The sequence below is a fragment of the Sphingomonas sp. GW821-FHT10F09 genome, from assembly GCF_058809195.1.
The window spans coordinates 1,668,970-1,692,167 of sequence record NZ_JBXASI010000001.1 but is presented as its reverse complement, the minus strand read 5'-3'; the positions used below and the strand labels follow the sequence as shown (position 1 = coordinate 1,692,167).

Below are 23,198 nucleotides of genomic sequence, written 5' to 3'. Positions count from 1 at the left end.
CACGCGGTGGCGACGCAGGTGAAGCCGTTGCGTGCATGGATGCGGCGGGCGTCTCCGCCTCCGTTGACCAAGGCAACAGATCCGATGGGGCGCCGATCCTAGCGCGTGCCCTGCGCCCATCGGGTCGGCCGGTCCGACAGCGTCAGCCGCAATTCGCCCCCGGCGACGATATCGGCCTGGCGCAGGAACGGGACGGTCAGCGGCCGGCCGTTGAGCGTCGCCGCGGCGATGTAGATGCGCCCCGGCTTCCAGTTGCGGGCGACGATCGCGAAGCGCCGGCCTCCTTCCGTCGTGATGACCCCGCGCGGCTGGTGCGGCGCGTGGAGATAATAGAGGTCGGTGGTCAGCTTGGGGAACAACCCGAGCCGGTTGAAGACATAATGCGAGCTCATCGCGCCATTGTCCTCGTCGCCCGGATAGGCGTCCGGCGTGAAGCGGCGGAAGATGCGGTCGGCCCAATAGCTCGCCAGATCGGGGCGGCCGACGTCGCTGAACAGCCATGGGGTGGCGAAGCTCGGCTCGTTGGTGATGTCGATCAGGTTCGCATCCAGCGCGTGGCGCAGGCGCGCGACGAACCGGTCGCGCCCGCCCATCGCCGCGATCATGCCGGGGATGTCGTGGAGCATCGCATAGGAATAGACCCAGGCCGTCCCCTCGTAGAATCCGACATTGTCGTAGGTCTTGCCGTCCCAGCCCAGCTTCGGATCGAGCGGCTGGAAGCGGCCGTCGGGATAGCGCGGCATGACGAAGCCGCTGTAGCCGTCGCTCGTCGCCGCCGGGTTCCACACGTTGCGCCAGTTCCCCGATCGCCGCAGCAGCATCGCCGCATCGTCCGTCCTGCCCGCGGCGGCGGCGAGGCAGGCCGCATAGAAGTCGTTGAGCGCGAACGCCGGCGTCGACGATCCCGACTTGGCGCGCTGGTTGTCGGGCTCCGGACTGCGATCGCCGACCGCGAACCAGCCCTGAATCAGATAGCGCGGGCGCCGTTCCTCGACGGCATTGTGCAGCGACACCGCCGCCGCCCGGGACCAGTCGATACCGGTGACGCCGCGGATCAGCCCTTCGCCGAGGACGTTGTCGACCTCGTCGCCGCCCTGGCCGACATGATAGTTGCGCCCGGCGATAAAGGCGGTGTGCGCCGCGCCATAGCGTTCGAACGTCCGCACGATCGAGGCGACGTTGCCGCGATAGGCGTCGGGGCGGATCAGCGTCATCAGCGGGAAGCCGGTATGATAGGTATCCCACAGGGTGTAATAATCGTCCCAGTGCGGGCTCGCGCGTTCGGCGGGCGGCTGGTCGCGGGTGCGGTCGCGCGGCTGGACGGCGGTGTGGAACAGCGCGGTGTAGAAGCGGCGCTTGTCCGCCGCCCCGACGCCGTCGATCGTCGCACGCGCCAGTTCGCGGTTCCATGCCGCCTGCGTGTCGCGGCGAACCGCGTCGAAGTCCCAGCCGGGAATGTCCTCCGCCAGCAGCTCGGCGGCGCGCTCCGCGCTGGTGAAGGACACTGCGACCTTCATCATGACGGGCCGGTCCGGCGTCGCGTCGAACTGCCACCAGCCGGCGAGCTGCGTGTCGGCGGGGGCGGTGGCGCGGGCCGCGCCGGGCCGGTCCTCGCCGCCGACGTGCACGCCCCAGCGGGTCGGCTTGCGGTCCAGCTGCGCGACGAACCAGATGTCGACCTCCGCGGGGTTCCAGTAGCTTCTGGCACGGACGCGGGCGGTGATCCGCCCGGTGGCGGGATCGAGCGCGATATCAGCGCCGGCGCTCGCCAGCTCGCCGCGGATCTTGCGGGTGACGTCGAACACCATCGTCGCCGGCGCACCCGCCGGATAGGTGAAACGATAGAGCGCGGCGAAGGGTGCCGGCGTCATCTCCGCCCGAATGCCGTAGCGGGCGAGGGTGACGGCATAGGTATCCGCCGCCAGCCGCTCGTCCGCCTTCGGCGAGAGATGCTGCGCCTCGGCGAAGATGGGATCGCCGGTCTGCGGCGAGACGAGGAAGGTGCCATAGGTGGTGCGCCCGCCCGACCCCTGCGTGTGCAGTTGCGCGAAACCGCTGATCGGCGCGTCCTTGTCATAGCCGGCGTTGCTGCCGACCAGCGTTTGTGGGCTCGGGTGGATCGACCCGGCCGGGCGGGTCGGCCCCGGCACGGTATCGCCCTGGTCGTCGTTGCCGGTGCCGATGCGCGGATCGACGTAGAGATAGAGATCGCGGGGCGGCGCCGGCGGGGTCGCGGCGGTCGCCAGCAGCCACGCGAGCGTGGCCAGCGCCGGTCGGGCGAAGCGGGGGGTGGCGGTCATCGGCCTCTCCTGTCTGCCGCCGACCTGTCCGTCCGATCGTGCGCGCACTCGACGTAACGCCAAGTGAGTGGCATGACCAGAGCCTGCATGCCGGCGCAGACTGGCATATCCAATTGTGACGGAGATGATGATGACCCGGCGCCTGATCCCCCTGTTGCTGGCCGGCGCGGCGAGCGGCGGCACCGCCGTGGCGGCGCCCGTCTCGCTGCAGCGGACGACGATCGTCCACCATGGCCTGGGCGAGACGGGGCCGATCGTCGCGGCGATGCTGGCGGACGATCTGGTATCGGTCGGCGCGACCCGGCCGGCGGTCGCCACCAGCGATTCGGCGTGCCGCGACACCTGCATCTTAATCGGCCTTCACGACGATCCGGCGGTCGCGGCGCTGGCGCGGGCACATCGCATCGACCTGTCGGTGCTGCAGGGCGGCTGGGAGCGCTACGTCCGGCGGACGATCCGCAGCGGCGGGCGGACGATCCTGCTGATCGCCGGGTCCGACCGGCGCGGCGCGATCTATGGCGTGACCGACCTGTCACGGGCGATCGGCGTGTCGCCGTGGAACTGGTGGGCGGACGTCACCCCGCGCCGCCGCGCCCGGGTAACGATCGACGATGCGCCGGTCGTCTCGCGCACGCCGTCAGTTCGCTATCGCGGGATATTCCTCAACGACGAGGATTGGGGGCTGCAACCTTGGGCCGCGCGCACCTACGATCCCGCCAAGGGCAATATCGGGCCGCGCACCTATGCCCGCGTCTACGAGCTGATGTGGCGGCTGAAGGCCAACACACTGTGGCCGGCGATGCACAGCATCTCGACGCCCTTCTACGGCGATCCCGGCAATGCGCCGCTGGCGGACGCCTATGGCATCGTCATCGGCACCAGCCATGCCGAACCGATGATGCGCAACAATTTGCGCGAATGGGACGAAGCCTTACGCGGCGGGTTCGATTTCACCCGCCGCCCAGACGCGATCGCCGATTACTGGCGCGAGCGCGTGGCGGCGACGCGCGCGCAGGAGGATATCTACACGCTCGGCCTGCGTGGCATCCATGACGGCCCGATGCAGGGGGCCGAGACCAATGCCGAACGGCAGGCGGTCCTCGAAAAGGTGTTCGGCGTGCAGCAGTCGCTGCTCTCGACCACGCTCGGGCGGCCGATCGCCGACATTCCGCAGGTGTTCGTCGCCTATCACGAATTGCAGGAGGCCTATGACGCCGGGCTGAAGGTGCCGGCGGATGTCACCCTGATGTGGACCGACGACAATTACGGCTGGCTGCGGCGGCTGAGCAATACGGCGGAGCGGAGGCGGCCGGGCGGGGCGGGGGTCTATTACCACCTGTCCTATTGGGGGCGTCCGCACGATTATCTGTGGCTCGGCACCACGCATCCCGCGCTGATCCGCGAACAGATGGGCCGCGCCTGGGATACCGACGCCCGGCGGATGTGGATCGTCAACGTCGGCGACATCAAGCCGATCGAATATCTGACGCAATATTTCCTCGATCTCGCCTTCGACGACCGGCTGTTCGCCGACCGGCCGGAGGCGCATCTGACGCGGTTCATGGCGGAGCAGTTCGGGACCACGGACGCATCGGAGATCGCCGCGATCATGATGCGCTTCTACGACCTGGCATGGGAGCGGAAGCCCGAATTCATGGGCTTCGGCGAAACCGAATGGGTGACGCCGAACCGCCCTACCGGCTACGTCACCGCCGACGGGGGCGAGGCGCAGGACCGGCTCGCCGCCTATCGCGCGCTCGCCGCACGGGCGGAGGCGGTGGCGGCGCGGATGCCCGCCGACCGGCGCGACGCCTTTTTCGAACTCGTGCTCTATCCGGTCCGCGGCGCCGCCGGGCTCAACGATCGCATCCTGTCGCTCGACCTCGCCGCGCTCTACGCACGCCAGTATCGCGCCGGGACCAACGCCTATGTCGAGCGGGCGCGGCGGGCGCATGCCGGGCTGGTCGCCGACACCGCGGCCTATAACGCGCTCGCCGGCGGGAAATGGCGCGGGATCATGGACATGGCGCCGCGCCAGCTGCCGGTCTTCCAGGAACCGGCATGGCCGCAATGGACGATCCCCGCGACGCAGACGGGCTGCGTGCTGACGCATTGGGGCGCGTGGATGGGGGACGGCAATGTCGCCGCCTTCACCCGCGGCATCCCCGGCGAGCGGCAGGTCACGCTGTTCTCGCGGCAGCCGGTCGATCTGGCGTGGCGCGCCGAGGCGCCGCCGGCCGGCCTGTCGCTGTCGGCCACCGCCGGCACGCTCACCGCGCGCGGCGATTACGAAATGCGGCTGACGTTGCGCTACGACGGTACGGGGCAGGGTGGGCCGATCCGGCTGGGCTGCGGCACGCAGCGGCTGACGCTGCCGGTGGCGCTGCTGCCGCGCGTCGGCGAGGGCGATATCGTCGAGCAGGAACGCCGGGTCACCATCCCCGCGGCGGCGGGGACGACCGGCGCATGGGAGCGGATCGCCGGGCTCGGCAGCCTGGGCGCGAGCCTGCGCGCGCCGCTGCGCCTGCCCGCCGATGCCGCGTCGCGTCCCGCGACCTATCGCTTCGCGACGGTGACCGCATCCGATGCCGACCTGCGGGTCGTGGCGCTGCCGACGCATCCGGTCGATCCGTCGCGCGGCCTGCGAGTCGCCGTCAGCATCGACGGCGCGGCGCCGGTGACGCTCGACCTCGCCACGCATGGCCGCAGCGATCGCTGGCGGCAGAACGTGCTGACCAACACCAGCGTCGCGACCGTGGCGCTGCCGATGCTGGCGGCGGGGACGCACCGGCTGTCGATCGCGGCGCTCGACCCCGGCGTCATGCTCGACCGGATCGACGTCGTGCTCGACCGTGCCCGGCCCCGCTACGGCGCGGCGCGCTGAGGCGAACGAAAACGGCGCCCCCCGGGAAGGGGGCGCCGCAGTTGGGGGAGCCTAGAAGGTCGCGCGCGCGGTGATCGTGAAGGTGCGGCCGTCATAGTCGGCACGGCGGATCAGGCGCGGATCGTTCTCATATTCGACACGGATCGCATTGGTCAGGTTGTAGGCGTCGAACGAGAGCGAGATGGCGTCGTTGACGTTGTACGATGCCGACAGGTCGAGCTGTCCGCGCTGGCGCACCTGCCGCGCCGCGCCGGTGAACGTACCGGCGGAGGCGAGGTCGTATTTGCTGCGGATGTTGTAGACCAGCCGCACGCCATAGCCGTCGGTTTCGTAATAGCCGATGGCATTGGCATTGTGCCGCGACACGCCGGGCAGCGTCGCCTGCGCGCCGGTCGCGGTCCTGCCGCTGATGTCGGTGAAGGCGTAGTTGAAGCCGCCGCCGAGATGCCGCAGCGCGCCGGGCAGGAAATCGAGCGTCTGCTGGACGTTGAATTCGAGGCCGCGCACGGTGATCGGGCTGGTCTGGTTGACGAAGCCGTTGGCGGCGACGAGGAACGGCGTCGGCACCGCGCCGCCGGTGTAGATCAGGCTGCTTTCACACCGGTCGCCGTTGACGCGTAGCGTCCCCAGTCCCAGCTCGGACGCGTCCGCGGGGCACAGCCGGGTCGGATCGGTCACCTGCGCGATCAGCCCGGTGATCCGCTTCTGGAAGCCTGCCAGCGAGACGATGCCGCTCGGCCGGTTGTACCATTCCACCGACACGTCGAGCGAGGTCGAATCATACGGTTTCAGCCCCGGATTGCCTAGCGTCACAGCGTAGACGCCGTTGGTCGGATTGCCGACAATCGTCGACGGCGTGAACTGGCGCGGCTGCGGGCGGACATAGGTGCGATAGGCGGCGCCGCGCAGCAGCAATTTGTCGGTCAGGTCGGCGACGAGGATGAACGATGGCAGCAGCTTGCCATAGGTGTTGGTGTAGGTGTTCGTCCGGAAGTCCGCGGGCGAACCGATCGTCCCGGTCAGCGAGATGCGGTCGAGCGCGTCGATGCGGTTGTGCGCCTGTTCGTAGCGCAGGCCGCCATTGCCGCGGATGCGCACCCCGCCCAGCTGCAGCTCGTATTTGACCTGCGCATAGCCGATCGCGAGATCGGTCTGGTTGGTGAAATTGTAGAGCGCGTAATTGTTGTCGTTGTAGCGGATGTTGAACCCCGCCGGCGACAGCCCGCCGCCCGGATAGAGCGTCACCGGTAACAGCTTGGCGATCGCATAATCGTAGCGCGTGACCTGCCAGTTGCGGCTGTAGCTGCCCGCCTTGCCACCGAAGAAATCGTCGACCGTCGGCGAGGTTTCGAGGAAGCTGCCGTCGATGTTCTGCGTCTGGATGCCGAACGCCTGGGTGCGATAGCCCTCCGAGCGGAACTTGTTGTGTTCGAACCGGAAACCGGCTTGGATGCCAGTCAAGACGCTGTTGGTGAAGCTACGTTCCGCATCCCATTGATAGGCGAGCAGGTCGTTTCTGGCATAGCTTTGCGTGCCGGTCAGCTGCAGCCGGTTGGTGCGCGCCGAGGCGGTCGCCGAATTGTAGAACTGGGTCGGATCGCCGACGCCGCCCCACACCCAGGCCGGCACCGCGCTGGTGATGAGCGGGTCGGGCGCCAGCGTATAGGCGAGGTCGTCGACGTTGCCGGCACCCGTGCGCAGCGAACCGCTGGCGCCGTTGCCGGCCGCGGTCTGGAGCCGGTCGAAATCGATCGACGTCTCTTCAGACTGGTTGTCCGCCTTCGACGCGGTCAGCACCGTGCTGAGCCGCCAGACGTCGTCGCTCCATTCGGCCTTGCCGTTGAGCCCCCAGGCGCGCTGGCGGATGCCGAGCCGCCGGGTCGAGGCGCGCGCGTCGGGGTTGGCGAAGTCGAAATCGGTGACGACGTAGCGGCCGTCGTTCAATTGCACCGGCGTCGAGCGCGGGGTCAGCACGCTGGCGTCGTTGTTGCCGACGATCGAGAGATATTGCATCGTCTTGGGCAGGCGGCGATCCGTGTAGAAACCGGTCAGGCCGAACCGCGTCTTGTCGTCCGGCTTCCATTCGGCGCCGGCGGCACCGGTATACAGGTCGCCCGGATTTTCGCGCGAATATTGGCGCAGCTGCGAATTGTAGAGGACGCCGGCGGTCGTCGTCGTGCCGGTGCAGGACGGGCAGGCGGCCGAGCGCGGGTAATAAGCGCCGAGCGCGGCGGCATTCGCCTGCGCCTGCGCGGCGGAGAATTGCGAATAGCTGTTGTACTGCACCGTATCGCGGCGGAAGTTCTCGCGCTTGTAGGCGGCCACGCCGAAGATCGCAAAGCTGTCGGAGAACAGGTGGTTGTAGCCGAGGGTGGCAGCCGGCGCGAACTTGTCGCCCAGCTGGTTGTATTCCATTGCCACCTTTGCGAACCCGCCCTCCTTCCGGCTGAGCGCGGGCGCGATCTGGAGGTCGACGTTGCCCGACAGGCCGCCCGACTGCGCGTTGGCGAGCGGCGACTTGTCGATCACGATCGCGCTGAAGATGTCGGCGTTGAACGCGCCGAGCGGTGCGGCCTCGGTCAGTATCGGTTCGGCGAAGGCGACGCCGTTCATCGTCAGTTTGGCATATTCGCCGGGCAGGCCGCGCAGGTTGATCGTGGCGTTGCGCCCCTCCGCCTCGCGGTTGATCTGCACGCCGGGCACGCGTTGCAGCGCCTCGCCGACGTTGAGGTCGGGGAAGCGGCCGAGCCCGTCGGACGAGATGCCGTCGGTGATTGCGATATCATTGCGCTTCGACCGGATCGCGTCGGCATAGCTCTGGCGGAAACCGGTCACGACGATGTCGGTGGAGGCGCCGTCATCGGCGGATGCGGGTTGCGATTGCGGGTCGGCGGCGGTGGTCTGGGCGGGGTTGGCCGGCGTCGCGACCGTGGGGCTGGGCGGATTGCCCGGCGCGGCGGTGTCCTGCTGCGCCCAGGCCGGCGTGCCGGACAGCATGGTGGCGGCCAGCAGTGCGGCGACCATCGGCCGCGCTCCGGTAACGGTAGCGAATGTCATCCTGTCCCTCCCCTGTACGAAGCTGCGGCTCCGATCGACCAGCCCTGATAAGGGTCCGGCCGCCGTCGGGTCCGATCCATCGTCCGGGGTGATTACCGGAAAATTGGCCGTTCCTTTTGGCAAGGCCAATCTGGATCAGCTCGGCTATTGTGTCAATCCATCCGCCGTGAGATTGGTTGGGGCATGAAACCGCGTCCCGAAAAACTCTATCAGCGTGTCGTCAATGCGATCGTCGAGGCGATCGACCAGGGACGCCACGGCATCGGCACCCGCCTGCCCGGCGAACGCGAGCTGGCGGAGGAGTTCAACGTCAGCCGGCCGACGATCCGCGAGGCGATGATCGCGCTAGAGATTCGCGGTCTGGTCGAGGCGCGGCACGGATCCGGCCTCTACGTCACCGCCGCGCCGGCCCAGCCGCCCGCGCCGGCCGAACTCGATATCGGCGCGTTTGAACTGCTGGAGGCGCGCATCCTGTTCGAGGGCGAGGCGGCCGCGGTCGCCGCGACGATGATCGACGACGAGACGCTCGGCGCGCTGGACCGCGTGCTGGCGGACATGGCGACCTGCGATCCCTCGGGCGCGGACGCGATGGCCGCGGACCGCCAGTTCCACCTGACGATCGCGCAATCCACCGGCAATACCGTGATCGCGACCGTGGTCGAGATGCTGTGGGGCCTGCGCGAACGGTCTCCGCTCAGCGCGCACATGTTTGCCGAAGCGCGCCGCGAGGGCGTCAACCCGCGGGTCGAGGAGCATCGCCTGATCGTCGACGCGCTGCGCGCCCGCGATTCGGCCGCGGCCCGTACCGCGATGCGCAGCCACCTGAAGCGCGTCGTCGAGGATCTGCTGGCCGCGACCGAGGTAGAGGCGCTGCGCCGCGCCCGGTCGGAGATCGAGCAGCAGCGCGGCGCGCTGGAACGGCGGCTGCACGCCTGACCGCGCGGCGGTATCGGGTCAGCCGCCGCCCATCGGAAAGACCAGCAGCGTCGACGTCGCCGAGGCGCAGAGCCGCCCCTGCGCATCGACCAGCCGCGCCTCGGAGAAACCGACCCGCCGGCCCAGCGAAACGAGCTTGCCTTCGGCGCGCACCGGCCCGCTCGTCTCGGTCAGCGCGCGGTGGTATGACACCTTGAGCTCCAGCGTCGTATAGCCCTGACCGGCCGGCAGGCTGGAATGGACGGCGCAACCGCAGGCGCTGTCGAGCAACGTCGCGGCATAGCCGCCATGAACGGACCCGATTGGATTGAAGACCTTGCGCGACGGCGAGCCCTCGAACACGACGCGGCCGCGCTCCAGCTCGACCAGTGCGAATTCCAGTGTCTCGCCGATCGGGGGATGACGGTTGGCGGCCATCAGCGCCGCGAGCTGGTCGTGGCCGTCGAGATCGGCATGGTCGGTCAGCACGTTCATGCGCGAGCATCCTGTTCGATAGCGACCGGGCCTGCCGGATCGACGGGGGCGTGCGGGGCGGGGCCATGCGGCGGTTGCGCGGCGATCCACGCCCGGGTTTCGGTCAGGAGCTCGTCAGCCAGCGTCGCGTCGCCGACCGCGCGCGATAGCACCACGGCGCCGACCATCGCCGCCCACCGGCCGATCGCGGCGCGGCGCCGCTCGGCATCGTCCTCCCCGGCCAGGCAATCGGCGAAGCGGTGGATGTGCACGTCCAGCCCATGCGCCATCGCGGCCCGCGCCTCCGGCGCCTGCTGACGCATCAGCCCCGCAAGGCTCGCCATCGGACAGCCCTGCGCTGGATTCTCGCGGTGCAGCGGCGACAGATAGCTGTCGGTCCACGCCTCGATATCCGCCATCGCGGTCACTTCGACCGACAGCGTGTCGGCGACCGTCGCGGCGATCAGATCGTCCTTGGACCGGAAATGCCCGTAGAAACCGCCGTGCGTCTGCCCAGCCGCCTTCATCACGTCGGCGACGGTCACCGCGGCAAAGCCGCGGTCGCGGAACAGTCGGCTCGCCTCGCGCAGGATGCGGCGGCGGTTTTCCCCCATCTGCTCGCGACTGACCTTCATAAAATTTCTCCACCTGCCCCGTTGACAGTTTCATGATCGCCATCACATTTAGCAATCATGACGCCCATCATCAATAGGGCGGTCCACACCGAAAGGGCATTTCGATGACCACGTCTACCATCCTCATCACCGGCGCCTCTACCGGAATCGGCGCGACCTATGCCGATCGCTTCGCACGCCGCGGCCACGACCTCGTCCTCGTCGCCCGCGATACCGCGCGGCTCGAGGCGCTGGCAGCGAAGCTGACGGGCGAGACGGGCGTCGCGGTCGATGTCCTGCCCGCCGACCTGACGCAGCCCGACCAGCTCGCACGCGTCGAGGCGCGGCTGCGCGAGGATGACCGGATCGGCACGCTCGTCAACAATGCCGGGGCCGGGCTGGGCGGCGGGTTCGTCGACCAGACCACCGATGCGATCGACCGGCTGATCGCCCTCAACACCACCTCGGTCGCGCGGCTCGCCAGCGCGGTCGCGCCGCGGCTTGCCGCGCGCGGCGAGGGCACGATCGTCAACATCGGCTCCGTGGTCGGGCTGGCGCCGGAACTGGGCATGACGGTCTATGGCGCGACCAAGGCGTTCGTGCTGTTCCTGTCGCAGGGGCTGGCGCTCGAACTGGGGCCGAAGGGCGTCTATGTCCAAGCGGTGTTGCCCGCCGCAACGGCAACCGAGCTGTGGGGCCGGGCGGGCGCCGACGAGGCGTCGCTGCCGCCGATGATGGACGTCGGCGCGATGGTCGATGCCGCGCTCGCCGGCTTCGATGCCCGCGAAGGCGTGACGATCCCGCCGCTCCACGATGGCGACCTGTGGCAGGCGTTCCAGGGCGCGCGGCAGGCGATGCTGCCCGGCTTCGGCGAGAACCGTCCCGCGCCGCGCTACACCGCCTGATCCCGGCGATATCCCGACCCGTCTCCCCTGACCTGCGAAAGACCCCCGTCATGTCCGAACCCAGCCTCTTCTCGTCCTACGACCTCGGCCCCGTCAGCCTTGCCAACCGTGTCGTGATGGCGCCGCTGACGCGCAACCGTGCCGGTGCCGGCCTCGTGCCGACCGACCTGATGGCCGAATATTACGGCCAGCGCGCCTCGGCGGGGCTCATCATCACCGAAGCGTCGCAGGTGTCGCAGCAGGGGCAGGGCTATCAGGATACGCCCGGCATCTACACCGACGCGCAGGTCGCAGGGTGGCGCAAGGTGACCGATGCGGTCCATGCGAAGGGTGGCCGCATCGTCCTGCAGCTGTGGCATGTCGGGCGGGTCAGCCACGTCGACCTGCAGGAGAACGGTGCGGCGCCGGTCGCGCCCTCCGCGATCCGCGCCGCAACGAAGACGGTGGTCAACAACCAGTTCGTCGACGTATCCGAGCCGCGCGCGCTCGAACTGGGCGAGATCCCCGGTATCGTCGACGACTTTCGGCGTGGCGCCGCCAACGCGATCGCCGCCGGCTTCGACGGCGTGGAGGTGCATGCCGGCAACGGCTATCTGCTCGAACAGTTTGCCAAGGACGGCGCCAACCATCGCACCGACGCATACGGGGGATCAATCGCGAACCGCGCGCGGCTGATGATCGAGGTCACCGAGGCGGTGGCGCGCGAGGTCGGAGCGGAGCGGACGGGTATCCGCATGTCGCCCGTCGCGTCCGCCAACGGCACGTCCGTCAGCGATCCGCAGCCGCTGTACGAGCATATCGTCGAGCGGCTCGACGCGCTCGGCATCGCCTATATCCATGTCGTCGAGGGCGAAACCGGCGGCCCGCGCGATGCCGTGCCGTTCGACTATGCGGCGTTGCGCAGCCGGTTCCGCGGCACCTACATCGCCAACAACGGCTTCGATCAGCCTCTGGCAGAACGCTACCTAGCCGAAGGACAGGCACAGCTGATCGCCTTCGGTCGCCCGTTTATCGCCAATCCGGATCTGGTCGCGCGGCTGCGCAACGGCCTGCCGCTGGCACAGATCGATCCGCAGACATTGTACGGCGGCGGTGCAAAGGGGTATACGGATTATCCGGTCGCCGCGACGGCCGATGCCCGGGAGCATGCAGCATGAAGGCATTCCGCCTCGATTCCTACGGCAAGGGACGGGCGCTGACGCCGACCGAGACGCCCGATCCGGTGCCAGGGGCGGGCGAAGTGCTGGTCGAGGTGCATGCGACCGCGATCAACCAGCTCGACGGCAAGGTCCGCGACGGCGCGTTCAAGCCGATCCTGCCGTACAAGCCGCCCGTCATCCTCGGCCACGACCTTGCCGGCGTCGTCGTGGCGACCGGCGCGGGCGCGCACCGCTTCAAGGTCGGCGACGCGGTCTATGCCCGCCCGCGCGACGGCCATATCGGCACCTTCGCCGAGCGGATCGCGGTCGCCGAGGCGGACATCGCCCGCAAACCCGTCACGCTGTCGATGGCGGAGGCGGCGTCGATTCCGCTCGTCGGCCTGACCGCGTGGCAGGTGCTGGTCGAACGCGCCGGCCTGAAGCCCGGGCAGAAGGTCCTGATTCACGCCGGTTCGGGCGGCGTCGGCACGGTCGCGATCCAGCTCGCCAAACATCTCGGCGCGACGGTGGCGACCACCGCCAGCGCCGCCAACGCCGACCTCGTCCGCAGCCTCGGCGCCGATGTCGTCATCGACTACAGGACGCAGGACTTCTCGACCCTGCTGTCGGACTATGACGTCGTCCTCAACAGCCTCGACGGCAAGACGCTGCAGCAATCGCTCAAGGTCTTGAAGCCCGGCGGCAAGCTGATCTCGATCTCAGGGCCCCCCGATCCCGCCTTTGCCCGGGCGCAGGGGCTCAATCCCGTCCTGCGGCTGGTCATGCGCCTGCTGAGCGCGGGCATCCGCCGCAAGGCGAAGCGGGCGGGCGTCGACTATTCCTTCCTGTTCATGCACGCCGATGGCGGCCAGCTGGCGCAGCTCGGCGCGCTGATCGACGACGGCACGATCAAGCCGGTGGTGGATCGCCGCTTCGCCTTCGACGCGCTGAACGATGCCATCGCCTATGTCGACAGCGGCCGGGCGAAGGGCAAGGTCGTCGTCACCATCCGACCGGAGGCATCGGCATGACCGCGCGCGCCAACTGGGCGTCGGTGCCGACGGAGACGATCCCCGCGGGCGACACGTCGCTCGCCTGTCGCCGCCTCGGGCCGGACAGCGGCGTGCCGGTCGTGCTGCTCAACCATTGGGGCGCGAACCTCGACAATTTCGATCCGCCGATCGTCGAAGGGCTGGCCGCGGATCGGCCGGTCTATGCGCTCGACTATCGCGGCATCGGCGCATCGAAGGGTAAGGCGCCACGCACCATCGCCGCCACGGCGCAGGACGTCATCGCCGCGATTCGCGCCCTCGGCGCCGGGCCGGTCGACCTGATCGGCTTCTCCTTCGGCGGCTTCGTCGCGCAGCAGATCCTGTTCGACGCGCCCGACCTCGTCCGCCGCGCGATCCTGGCGGGGACGGGGCCCGCCGGCGGCGTCGGCATCGAGCGGGTGGGTGCGGTGTCCTGGCCGCTGATCCTGAAGGGGATCGTCACCTTCCGCGATCCAAAGACCTATCTGTTCTTCACCGCCAGCGCGAACGGCCGGCGCGCGGCGAGGGCCTTTCTCGCGCGGCTGAAGCTGCGCACCGCGGATCGCGACAAGGCGGTCGGCCTGCCGCCCTTCCTGGCGCAGCTCGCGGCGATCAAGGCATGGGGGCTGCAGGCACCGCAGCCGCTCGAGACGATCCGCACGCCGGTGCTCGTCGCGAACGGCGATCATGACATCATGGTGCCGAGCGAGAATTCGCGCGACCTTGCAAGTCGCATTCCCGGTGCGGAGCTCGTCCTCTATCCCGATGCCGGGCATGGTGGCATCTTCCAGTATCACGATGCATTCCTCGGCAAGGCGCGAGCGTTCTTGGCGGAATGACGCCGCACGTCCGGGCTAGAGGAACACGCGATAGACGTGGTTTTGGCCGTGCATGTTCGATCCGAAGACGAGGCTGCGGCTGTCGGGGGTGAAGGTGACGTTCGGCTCCAGCCGGTAATCGTGTGCGGACATGTCCACGAGGCGGGCCGATCGCATATATTCGGGCGTCACCAGCGCCGGATCGTAGGCCTGCGTCTCCCCGTCGACGACCGGCTCGGGGGTCAGCAGCACGATCCATTTGCCGTCCGGCGCGTGCGCGACCATGTCGGCATCGCCGCCGTCGCCCGCGAACAGCCGCCGGTCGGGCGAGACGTTGAAATGCACCGACCAGTCGTTCCGATCGACCCGTCGCCACAGCCGACGCCCGGTCGCCAGCTCCAGCCCGGCGACCCAGAACACCTGCCCGCGCGGCGTCTGGAGATCGTACCATAGCCACTTGCCGTCAGGGCTGAAGAATTCGTGGCCCCAGATCTCCATGTTCATCGTGCGATCGTGCGTCGCCGCCAGGCCGCTGCCGTCGGTGCGGATGCGCCACATGCGGGTGACGCGGTGCCACGGCCCCTCGTGCGAGAAGATGATCTGGCCCGGATCGGTCGGCGAGAATTGCGGATGGTTGAGCCAGTCCTTCGCCGTGTGGATGACGCGGCGCTGCCCGGTCCTGAGGTCGATGACGAACAATTCCATCGGCACGCGCGCCGCCCAACGTTGCAGCATGCGCACCCCCTTCGCCTTGGCGAAGTTGAGCGGTCGCCCGTCGGGGCCTACCGCGGCATATTCCGCCTGCCCGAAGCGGCGGTTGCGTGGGTCCGGCAGGTCGGGCTGTAACGGCGCATCGCCATAGGCGACGGTGCCGACGAACAGCGTATCGTCGGCGTTGACCGCGCCGATCTGCCCCGCCTCGATCCGCGCGATCCGGCGGCTGCGCCCGCTGTCGACGTCGACCGCGAAGAAGGTGCGCGGCCGGTCGGTCGGCTGCCCTTCGCCCGGATCGGACACGCTGTAGAAGACGGTGCGCGAGCGGCGCGCGGTGAACATCAGGTCGGCCCGCGGGTCTGCCACCAGCAGCCGGCGGGCGTGCGTTTTGAGGTCGACCAGCACGATGCCGCGCGGGCTCGACATCGCGATCAGGTCGCCCTGCGGCGTGAAGCTGTTGCGATAGAAATACAGCTTGTTGCCACCCTCGTCGCCGGACAGGCGGACGATGCGGCGGCCGGTCTTCGCATCGGTCCATTCCCGCGGTGGCACGCCGGCCGGCCCCTGTCCGATCGCGCGCGCGCCTGCCATCGCCGTACCGGTCATGGCAGCGGCGGCACCCAGAAACGCGCGTCGTGTCGATCCGTCCATCATCGCTCCAGTCTCAGGATTGGGGGGTGAAGCCCTCGGCGCGCACCCGCCAGCCGCGCGTGGGGAAGCCGGGGGCAGGGCGATCCGCACCGTCCCAGCCGCCCGCCATCAGCCCCACCGCCATCAGCAGGGCGCCGTTCGAGGGAAAATAGGTCTCTGCCGCGCGCGCATAGCCCGGCCCGTCGGGATTGACCGCCATCGCGACGCCGCCCGCTCCGCCCGATTTCGGCACCAGCCCCGCGGCATGCGCATCCAGATGGACGCGCGGCGTCATGCCGGTCGCGCCCCATTGGTTGTTCTTTCCCGCGGCGAACAGCCAGTCGACCGCCTTGTCGGGCTGGCCGAGCCGCGCCGCGGTCATCGCGATCATCGGATAGTCCCAGCCCCAGGTCTGGCGCATGTCCCAGTTCGCCTCGACCGCCTGCAACGTCCGCGCCATCGTCGCCCGATCGATCCGCGCGCCCGGTACGAAGCCATAGGCCATCAGGAACGACGGGTGGTCGCGGTTCCGGCACCCCTCCGCCTCGGCATGGCGGCGACAGCGGTCGGACGCGGCTACGCGCCAGAAATCGGGGACGGAGGCGACCGGCAGGTACAGCCCGTCGCGCACCGCGGGTGGCGCGAGGCGCGCGATCACGCCGTCCCAGTCCGCCCGCCGCGGCAAGCCGCGCCGCACCCGCCAGTCCTGCGCGACCCCGAGCGCCCAGCGGAAATATTCCAGCTCGAACGCCGGATCGCGCGTCGTCAGCGGATCGTAATTCTCCTGCGCCGGGATCAGCGGCGGGCCGAGATGGCAGGCGGTGGCATCGCAGGTCGGCCAGCTCGCCAGCACCTCCGCCGTCGCCTCGACCAGCGGTGCGTAGCGGTCGAGCGCCGCGCGATCCTTCCCTGCCCGGCCGGTGCCGGCCCGGCGGATCAGTTCGGACAGCAGGATCGGGTGCGGCTGCTGCCACATGATGAAGGGCGAGATCAGGCTGGGGCTGTTGCGCCCCTCTGGCCCGACCATCTTCGGCCACCATGCGCCCTTGACCCGATGCCGCGCCGCCTCCGCCCGCGCCGAGGGCAGGGTGCGCAGATACCAGCCCATGCTGCGTTCGAGCAGGTCGGCATGGCCCCATGCCGCCTGCCACGCGCTGTGCCACGGGTGCATTTCGAGGTGGAACTTGCCGAACCAGCTGTTCGAGAACAGGCCCTCTTCCTGCGGCGGCAGGGTGCCCGCGCCGTTGATCGCCGAGAGATATTGCGACAGCACCACGCGGCGTTCGAGTTCGGACGCGCGGGCATCGCTGCTGCCGGTAAAATCCACCGCCGCACCGCGAGTCCAGAACCGCCGCCAGTGCGCGGCCACCGCATCGGGCATCGCCGCGAAGCCGGGCAGGCGTGGCGCCTCCGCTCGTGGAGCGAATGCGACGACCGTGCGCAGCGTCGGCGTCCTGCCGCGGATCGTCAGCCGGTCGCCGTCGCCCTGCGCGATCGTCCCGTCGGATCGCACCGTCGACCAGTAATGTGTGGCGTCCAACGCTCGCTCGACCCGCCATTCGCCGGGCGTCTGCGAGACGATGCGCGTCGTCTCGCCGGCGCGCGGCGTCCAGTGCGACGGATCGGGATTGATCGCCGGCGCCACGCCCGGCCATGCGACCGACACGCCGAGCGATCCGCGCGTCACCAGCGGCGACGTCACCTCGACCGCGACCGCATCGATTCCCGGCAGCACCCGCGTTCGCACCTCGACCGGCTGGCCATCGTAACGGAAGCGGCTGGTCAGCGTCCCCGTCCACATGTCGAGCACCTGCCGCGTCGCGGAGATGCGCGCGAAATCGGCCGGCCTGCCGTCCACCGTCAGCGCGATCCGCCCGAGCGAGATGCGATGCGGATTGGCGCGGAGCCAGTTGAAGGCCGGGTTCCTGTCGGCATCGCTCCACGCCCGCATCCATGGATAGGGCTGTTGCCCGCGGCCCGGCACCGCGACCATCGTCAGCCCGTCGCGCTCCGTGTAGCGTTTGGGGTTGGGGAAGCTGTGCCAGCCCCATTGCGCCATCGTCAGCAGCGGCGTCAGCTCGGAATAGAGCGCGGGGAAGGTCTGCAGGCCGGTGATGTCGGCGGTGAAGCCCAGCTCACCGTTGCCGAGCATGACCGGTGCGTGGGGATCGGCCTTGGTGAAGATAATCGTATGCCGTCGCACCAGCGCCTCGCGATCAATCGGCGGCGGCCCGGCGGCGATCAGCGCGCAGGCCAGCGGCAGCGCCGCGACGCGTATCGCGCGCCGACGGACGACGCCCTCCATCGGCCGCGTACGGCCGTTCCCCCAAGCAGACCTCTCCATGCTGGACGGGTAACTTGTCATGCAACTTCGGTCAACGAGCCTGACGGAAAAATTCCCGGTCAGACATGATTTGTATTGCAACTCGCGTCAGTTCTGGGGCAGTTGCGGCGATGACACCGGTAGCAAAAACGGAATGGATTGAGGGGATTATGACGGTTCGAGTGGCTTTGCGTACATCTTTCCGTGCCACGGTTTCGGCGTCTGCGCTGTTGATCGGCACCGCCGCTGCGGCCCAAACGACGCCGCCGCCGGAGGCCGTTTCACCGCCAATGTCGCAGATCGCGCCGCCGTCCACCTCGCCGTCGCAGGAGCAGCCCGTCGCTGCCGATCCGGCGCAGGCGACGGACGGGGCCGCGGGCGAGACCGGCGACGACATCGTCGTCACCGGCTTCCGGTCCAGCCTGCAGAAGGCGCTCAACGTCAAGAAGACCGAAGCCGGCGCGGTCGACGCGATCCTCGCGGAGGACATGGCAGACTTCCCCGACCTCAACCTCGCCGAATCGATCCAGCGCCTGCCCGGCGTCACGATCGAACGCGACGCGGGGCAGGGGCGTACGATCAGCGTCCGCGGCCTCAGCGCCGATTTCACCCGCGTCCGCATCAACGGGCTGGAGGCGCAGGCGGCGGCCGGCGGCAATCGCAGCCGCGGCTTCGATTTCTCGATCTTTGCCTCCGAACTGTTCAACAGCGTCACCGTCCGCAAGACCCAGTCGGCGGAGATCGAGGAGGGCTCGCTCGGCGCAACCGTCGACCTGCAGACCGGGCGACCGCTCGATTTCAAGGCGGGCTTCGATGCCGCGCTGTCGACGCAGGGGTCGTACAACGACCTGTCGAAGAAGGTGCTGCCGCGCATCGCCGGGCTGGTCAGCTGGACCAACGACGACCAGACCTGGGGCGGGTTAATCTCGCTCGCCTATTCGGAGCGCAAGCCGACCTCGGAAAGCTTCAACACCACGCGCTGGCAGGCCGGCAACGCCGCGCAGGCCTATGGCACCAACCAGAATTTTGCCGGCTGCACAGTCTGCGCCACGCCCGCGCAGCGGACCGAATTGCTCAACGCTTATTATCCGCGCATCCCGCGCTACACCTTCGGCCAGTTTTCCGAAGACCGGATGGGCATCACCGCCTCGCTGCAATGGAAGCCGAGCGACCGCACCGAAGTGTCGATCGATGCGCTCCATTCGCGCTTCAACCAGGAATTCGAAAGCCCGAACATCGAGGCGATCTCGTTCAGCCGATCGACCGCGACCGGCGTGCGCGAGACGATCGTGCGCGATTATGCGATCGACCCCGAAAAGAACGTCATCTCCTACGGCGTGTTCGATCGCGTCGACGTGCGTTCGGAAAACGGCTTCGACCGCAACGAAAGCCGGTTCACGCAGGTGTCGCTCAACGCCCGCCACCAGTTCAACGACAAGCTGCGCGGCCAGCTGAAGCTCGGCAAGTCGAAGGCGGAGGCGCTCACCCCGGTGTCGATCTCCTACCAGTTCGACGTCAACAACGTGAACGGATATACCTATGACTTCCGGCAGAACGATCGTCTGCCGCTGATCCGCTACGGCTTCGACGTCACCGATCCGTCGAAGTTCACGCTCACCGAGGTGCGGGCCAGCGAAAGCGGTGCGGTCTACGATCTCGCCTCGGCATCGGGTGCGCTCGCCTACAGGTTCGACGAGGTGTTCGAACTGAAGCTGGGCGGCGAACGGCGCGGCTATGGCTTCAACAGCTTCGGCCGCCAGCGCAATCGCGTGCTGACCGCGGCCGAACAGATCGTCGGCGTCGGCAATCTGGGCAAGCTCGCCAGCCTCGACGGCAAGCTGGCGATCCCGAACGGCACCGACCTCAGCTATATCACGCCCGACATCTGGAAGACGACCGAGGCGATCGGCCTGTACCAGAATTTTCCGCTGCTCCCGACCTTCAACGGGTTCCGCGAGGTGTCGGAGACGGACACCGGCGCCTATGCGCAGCTTGACTTCGCACAGCCATTCGGCGGCACGACGCTGCGCGGCAATGTCGGCCTGCGCTATGCGCGGACCGAGACGGCGTCGTCGGGCTTCCTCAACACGACCTATGTGACCGTCGACAACAAATATGAGGATTGGCTGCCGTCTGCCAATCTGGCGCTGGATGCGACCGACAAGCTCGTCTTCCGCTTCGGCGTCGCCAAAGTGATGTCGCGGCCGACGCTCAACAGCCTGACGCCCGGCGGGTCGCTCAACACCTCGGGCCAGACGATTTCCTACGGCAATCCGCTGCTCGAACCGTTCCGCGCCAAGAACGTCGACCTCGCGGCCGAATGGTATTTCGCGCCCGAATCGCTGCTCGCCGTCGCGGTCTTCTACAAGAAGATCGATTCGTTCATCGCCAGCGACATTTCGTTCCTGCCGTATCGCGAACTCGGCCTACCGGATTCGCTGCTGACCGGCACCCCCTCGTCGCCCGACCAGCTGTTCCAGGTCACGCGCAACATCAACGGGACGGGCGGCACGCTGAAGGGCGTCGAATTCCAGTATCAGCAGCCGTTCAAGTTCCTGCCGGCGCCGTTCGACGATCTCGGCTTCATCGGCAATTACACGCACGTCGCCAGCCGCGTGAATTATCGCACCGCCGCCAACCCGCTGTTCAACCGGCTGACCGGCCAGTCGAAGAATCTGTTCAACGCGACGCTCTATTACGAGGTGAAGGGGTTCAGCGCACGCGTGTCCGCCGCCTATCGCGACGGCTATCTCGTGGCCTTCCCCGGCGGCAACGGCAATACCGAAGAGGGGATCAAGGCCGCGACCAATATCGACGCCGCGATCCGCTACGATCTGACGCCCAAGTTCAGCCTGACGCTGGAGGGCGTGAACCTGACCGATACCTATTCCGACAGGTATGCCGACGTGACGGACCGCGTGTCCAACTATCGTCACTTCGGCCGTGAGATCCTGTTCGGTCTGCGTTGGCGCTACTGACCTCCCCTGGTCGGCGCCATTCTGGTGCGGAGCGTCAAGGCGCTCCGCACCCCTTTTGCCCGAATGGGTGACACCGGTTAACTGCAGCACTCGGCTTTGTCCCAAGTTGTTGCACAACTTTGACGTGCGGCCTACACATGGGCCGCCGAAAACAAGCATGAGGAGGGGGATGCCATGCGATCGATCACGCAGCTGGCCATGAAGGCGGCGATGGCGGCGATGGCGGTGGCGTCGCCGGGCGCGGTGTCGGCGCAGGGGACGGAATCGTTCGGCATGCAGCCGGAATGGCAGGTCCTGCCGCCGCGTCCGACGCTTGCCTTCGCCCCCGATCGCATCCCCAATTCCGCGGCGGTGTTGCGCGCGGCGGACTATGTCGCCGCGGCGCAGATCGCCGACATGGCGCGCCATCCGCTGCCGCTGTCCACCGGCGGTGCGACGGATGCGGCCGCCTCCAATTGGGTCGCCGCGACCTTCTACGTCGGCGCCGCTCGCCTCGCCCGCGTCTCCCCGCGCCCGGAGACGCTGCGTTACCTCACCGCGGTCGCCGAACATTACAATTACGGGTTTCGGGGGGCGCGCTCGGGCAAGACAATGCTCAACGCCGACGACATCGCGATCGGCGACCTGTATCAGGAGCTCTATGTCCGGCGGCGGCAGGAGGGGGCGCTGATGCCGCTGCAGCAGCGGCTCGATTATATGATCCCGCATCTCAATCGCGCGGAGGAAACGCCGGCGCTGGTCTGGTGGTGGTGCGATGCGCTGTTCATGGCGCCGCCGGTGCTGGCGCGCATGTCGGCGATCACCGGCGATCCCAAATATTTGATCGCGATGGACAAGGAATGGCGGCGCACCGCGAAGCTGCTTTGGGACCCGCGGCAGCGGCTGTTCTTCCGCGACGCGCGCTTCCTCGACCGCACGTCGGCGAACGGAGCGCCGATATTCTGGTCGCGCGGCAACGGCTGGGTGCTCGCCGGCCTCGCCCGTACGATCGAGGCGATGCCGGCGGATTTCGCCGGTCGCGATTTCTACATCGACCTGTTCCGCCAGCTCTCCGGCCGCAGCGCGGAACTGCAGGGCAAGGATGGCCTGTGGAGCGCCAGCCTGCTCGACCGTGCGGCCTTTCCGGAGGCGGAGACATCGGGATCGGGGCTGCTGCTCTATGGCCTCGCCTGGGGCGTCAACCACGGGCTGTTGCCGCGCGACCGCTACGTACCGGTGGTGACGCGCGGCTGGGCAGGGCTCAACCGGCACATGCTGCCGTCGGGCCTGCTCGGCGCGGTGCAGAAGACCGGCGACCAGCCGGTCGCGACCGCGGCGGCGGACGTCGGCCTGTACGGCACCGGCGCCTATCTGCTGACCGCACTGGAAGTCGCCGACCTCGCCCGTCCGGCCACCGCCCTGCCGGTCGCGCAGCCGCCGCGCGACGGCGAGCGAGCGATCGCGGCGACCACGCCGCAACCCCCGGCGCCGCGCAGCGTCGTCGGCGATGCGGAACGCGCCCGCCGCGCGGAAGAGATGAAGGCGACGGCGGCGCTCGCCTACGATCCCGCCGTGCTCAAGCGCCCGGCGACGATCGAGCCGCTGACGCCGCCCACCGGCGACGCCGCCCGCCCGCGGGCGATCGTCCATTATGCCCCCGAACGGCTCGACGACATCCTGTGGGAGAACGACAAGGTCGCGCTGCGCATCTACGGTCCCGCGCTGGAGGCAAAGGAGCCGCCGTCGGGGTCGGGTATCGACATCTGGGGCAAGCGGGTGCGCTGGCCGTTCATGCAACGGCAGCTGAAATTTCCCAATTATCACGTCGATCGCGGCGAGGGCCTCGACTTCTACGATGTCGGCGGCGGGCGCGGGGCAGGGGCGCTCGGCATCTGGTATGCGAGCAAGCTGTGGAATTCGCGCAACTGGGCGACGCACCGCGTGCTTGATACCGGCGGCAAGGTCGCGAAATTCGAGGTGACCTACAAGCCCTGGCCGGTCGATGTCGTCCGCCGCGTCTGGGAAACGCGCAGCTTCGCATTGCCGATGGGATCGCATTTCACCCGCATGGTGTCGACGCTCGGCTCGGACATGAAGGAGCCACTGGTCGTCGGTATCGGCATCAGCAAGCGCAAGGGCGGCGCCGGTGCTGGCCGCGTCGTGCGCGACAAGGCGAACGGGCGGCTGACCTTCCACGAGCCCGTCGATCCCGGCCACGGCGCGGTGTCGATCACCGTCGCCGCCGACCCGACGCTGGTGCAGGGCTTTGCCGAGGATGCCGACAATTACCTGATGTTGGTCCGGGTCGAGCCCGGCACCGCCTTTGCTTATTACACCGGCTATGGTTGGGACCGCGGCCTCGACGTGCGCGGCACCGCCGACTGGGATGCGCTGGTCGCGAAAACTCGATTCGATTTCGACGCCAAACACCCATAAG

14 protein-coding genes are annotated in these 23,198 nt (G+C 68.5%); 8 read left to right on the top strand and 6 right to left on the bottom strand.

What is annotated here, in order from left to right; all coding sequences use genetic code 11:
• Positions 1–98 precede the first annotated feature (98 nt).
• Entirely contained in the window at positions 99–2,300 is a 2,202-nt protein-coding gene (locus tag AC1RTO_RS07945) for a GH92 family glycosyl hydrolase (RefSeq protein WP_493160277.1), read from the bottom strand.
• A 130-nt stretch (positions 2,301–2,430) separates the two neighbouring features.
• On the opposite strand from AC1RTO_RS07945, the gene AC1RTO_RS07940 reads away from it, so the two are divergent.
• Positions 2,431–5,184, top strand: a complete 2,754-nt coding sequence (locus AC1RTO_RS07940) for a glycosyl hydrolase 115 family protein (protein WP_493160276.1) — start codon at positions 2,431–2,433, stop codon at positions 5,182–5,184.
• Between the two features lie 51 nt (positions 5,185–5,235).
• Here AC1RTO_RS07940 and AC1RTO_RS07935 read toward each other — a convergent pair whose 3' ends face one another.
• Positions 5,236–8,241, bottom strand: coding sequence for a TonB-dependent receptor (locus AC1RTO_RS07935; protein WP_493160275.1), 3,006 nt, complete (start codon positions 8,239–8,241; stop codon positions 5,236–5,238).
• Positions 8,242–8,424: 183 nt separating this feature from the next.
• On the opposite strand from AC1RTO_RS07935, the gene AC1RTO_RS07930 reads away from it, so the two are divergent.
• Positions 8,425–9,177, top strand: coding sequence for a FadR/GntR family transcriptional regulator (locus AC1RTO_RS07930; RefSeq protein ID WP_493160274.1), 753 nt, complete (start codon positions 8,425–8,427; stop codon positions 9,175–9,177).
• An 18-nt stretch (positions 9,178–9,195) separates the two neighbouring features.
• On the opposite strand, the gene AC1RTO_RS07925 is transcribed toward AC1RTO_RS07930, so the two are convergent.
• Together AC1RTO_RS07925 and AC1RTO_RS07920 are read right to left on the bottom strand one after the other, a co-directional pair.
• A complete protein-coding gene (locus AC1RTO_RS07925) occupies positions 9,196–9,651 on the bottom strand; it encodes a PaaI family thioesterase (protein ID WP_293878391.1) in 456 nt (151 codons plus the stop codon).
• Positions 9,648–10,265, bottom strand: coding sequence for a TetR/AcrR family transcriptional regulator (locus AC1RTO_RS07920; protein ID WP_493160273.1), 618 nt, complete (start codon positions 10,263–10,265; stop codon positions 9,648–9,650). The genes AC1RTO_RS07925 and AC1RTO_RS07920 overlap by 4 nt, the downstream gene beginning before the upstream one ends.
• Before the next feature lie 104 nt (positions 10,266–10,369).
• On the opposite strand from AC1RTO_RS07920, the gene AC1RTO_RS07915 reads away from it, so the two are divergent.
• From AC1RTO_RS07915 to AC1RTO_RS07900, 4 genes are read left to right on the top strand one after another with little or no spacing between them, the layout of a single operon-like run.
• Positions 10,370–11,149: an SDR family NAD(P)-dependent oxidoreductase gene (locus AC1RTO_RS07915; RefSeq protein WP_493160272.1), complete on the top strand. Its 780-nt coding sequence runs from the start codon at positions 10,370–10,372 to the stop codon at positions 11,147–11,149.
• Positions 11,150–11,199: 50 nt separating this feature from the next.
• The gene (locus AC1RTO_RS07910) at positions 11,200–12,306 is read left to right on the top strand and encodes an alkene reductase (protein WP_493160271.1); all 1,107 of its coding nucleotides are present in this window, start codon (positions 11,200–11,202) and stop codon (positions 12,304–12,306) included.
• Complete coding sequence (locus AC1RTO_RS07905; RefSeq protein ID WP_493160270.1) at positions 12,303–13,319, top strand: NADP-dependent oxidoreductase; 1,017 nt, start codon at positions 12,303–12,305, stop codon at positions 13,317–13,319. Before AC1RTO_RS07910 ends, AC1RTO_RS07905 begins: the two co-directional genes overlap by 4 nt.
• Positions 13,316–14,158, top strand: a complete 843-nt coding sequence (locus AC1RTO_RS07900; RefSeq protein ID WP_493160269.1) for an alpha/beta fold hydrolase — start codon at positions 13,316–13,318, stop codon at positions 14,156–14,158. The genes AC1RTO_RS07905 and AC1RTO_RS07900 overlap by 4 nt, the downstream gene beginning before the upstream one ends.
• Positions 14,159–14,173: 15 nt before the next feature.
• Here AC1RTO_RS07900 and AC1RTO_RS07895 read toward each other — a convergent pair whose 3' ends face one another.
• Together AC1RTO_RS07895 and AC1RTO_RS07890 are read right to left on the bottom strand one after the other, a co-directional pair.
• Positions 14,174–15,457, bottom strand: coding sequence for an oligogalacturonate lyase family protein (locus AC1RTO_RS07895; protein WP_493160268.1), 1,284 nt, complete (start codon positions 15,455–15,457; stop codon positions 14,174–14,176).
• A 58-nt stretch (positions 15,458–15,515) separates the two neighbouring features.
• Complete coding sequence (locus tag AC1RTO_RS07890) at positions 15,516–17,825, bottom strand: hypothetical protein (RefSeq protein ID WP_493160267.1); 2,310 nt, start codon at positions 17,823–17,825, stop codon at positions 15,516–15,518.
• Between the two features lie 269 nt (positions 17,826–18,094).
• On the opposite strand from AC1RTO_RS07890, the gene AC1RTO_RS07885 reads away from it, so the two are divergent.
• Together AC1RTO_RS07885 and AC1RTO_RS07880 are read left to right on the top strand one after the other, a co-directional pair.
• The gene (locus tag AC1RTO_RS07885) at positions 18,095–20,782 is read left to right on the top strand and encodes a TonB-dependent receptor (RefSeq protein WP_493160266.1); all 2,688 of its coding nucleotides are present in this window, start codon (positions 18,095–18,097) and stop codon (positions 20,780–20,782) included.
• A gap of 174 nt (positions 20,783–20,956) precedes the next feature.
• The gene (locus AC1RTO_RS07880; protein ID WP_493160265.1) at positions 20,957–23,197 is read left to right on the top strand and encodes a glycoside hydrolase family 88 protein; all 2,241 of its coding nucleotides are present in this window, start codon (positions 20,957–20,959) and stop codon (positions 23,195–23,197) included.
• The last annotated feature ends 1 nt before the right edge of the window (position 23,198 follow it).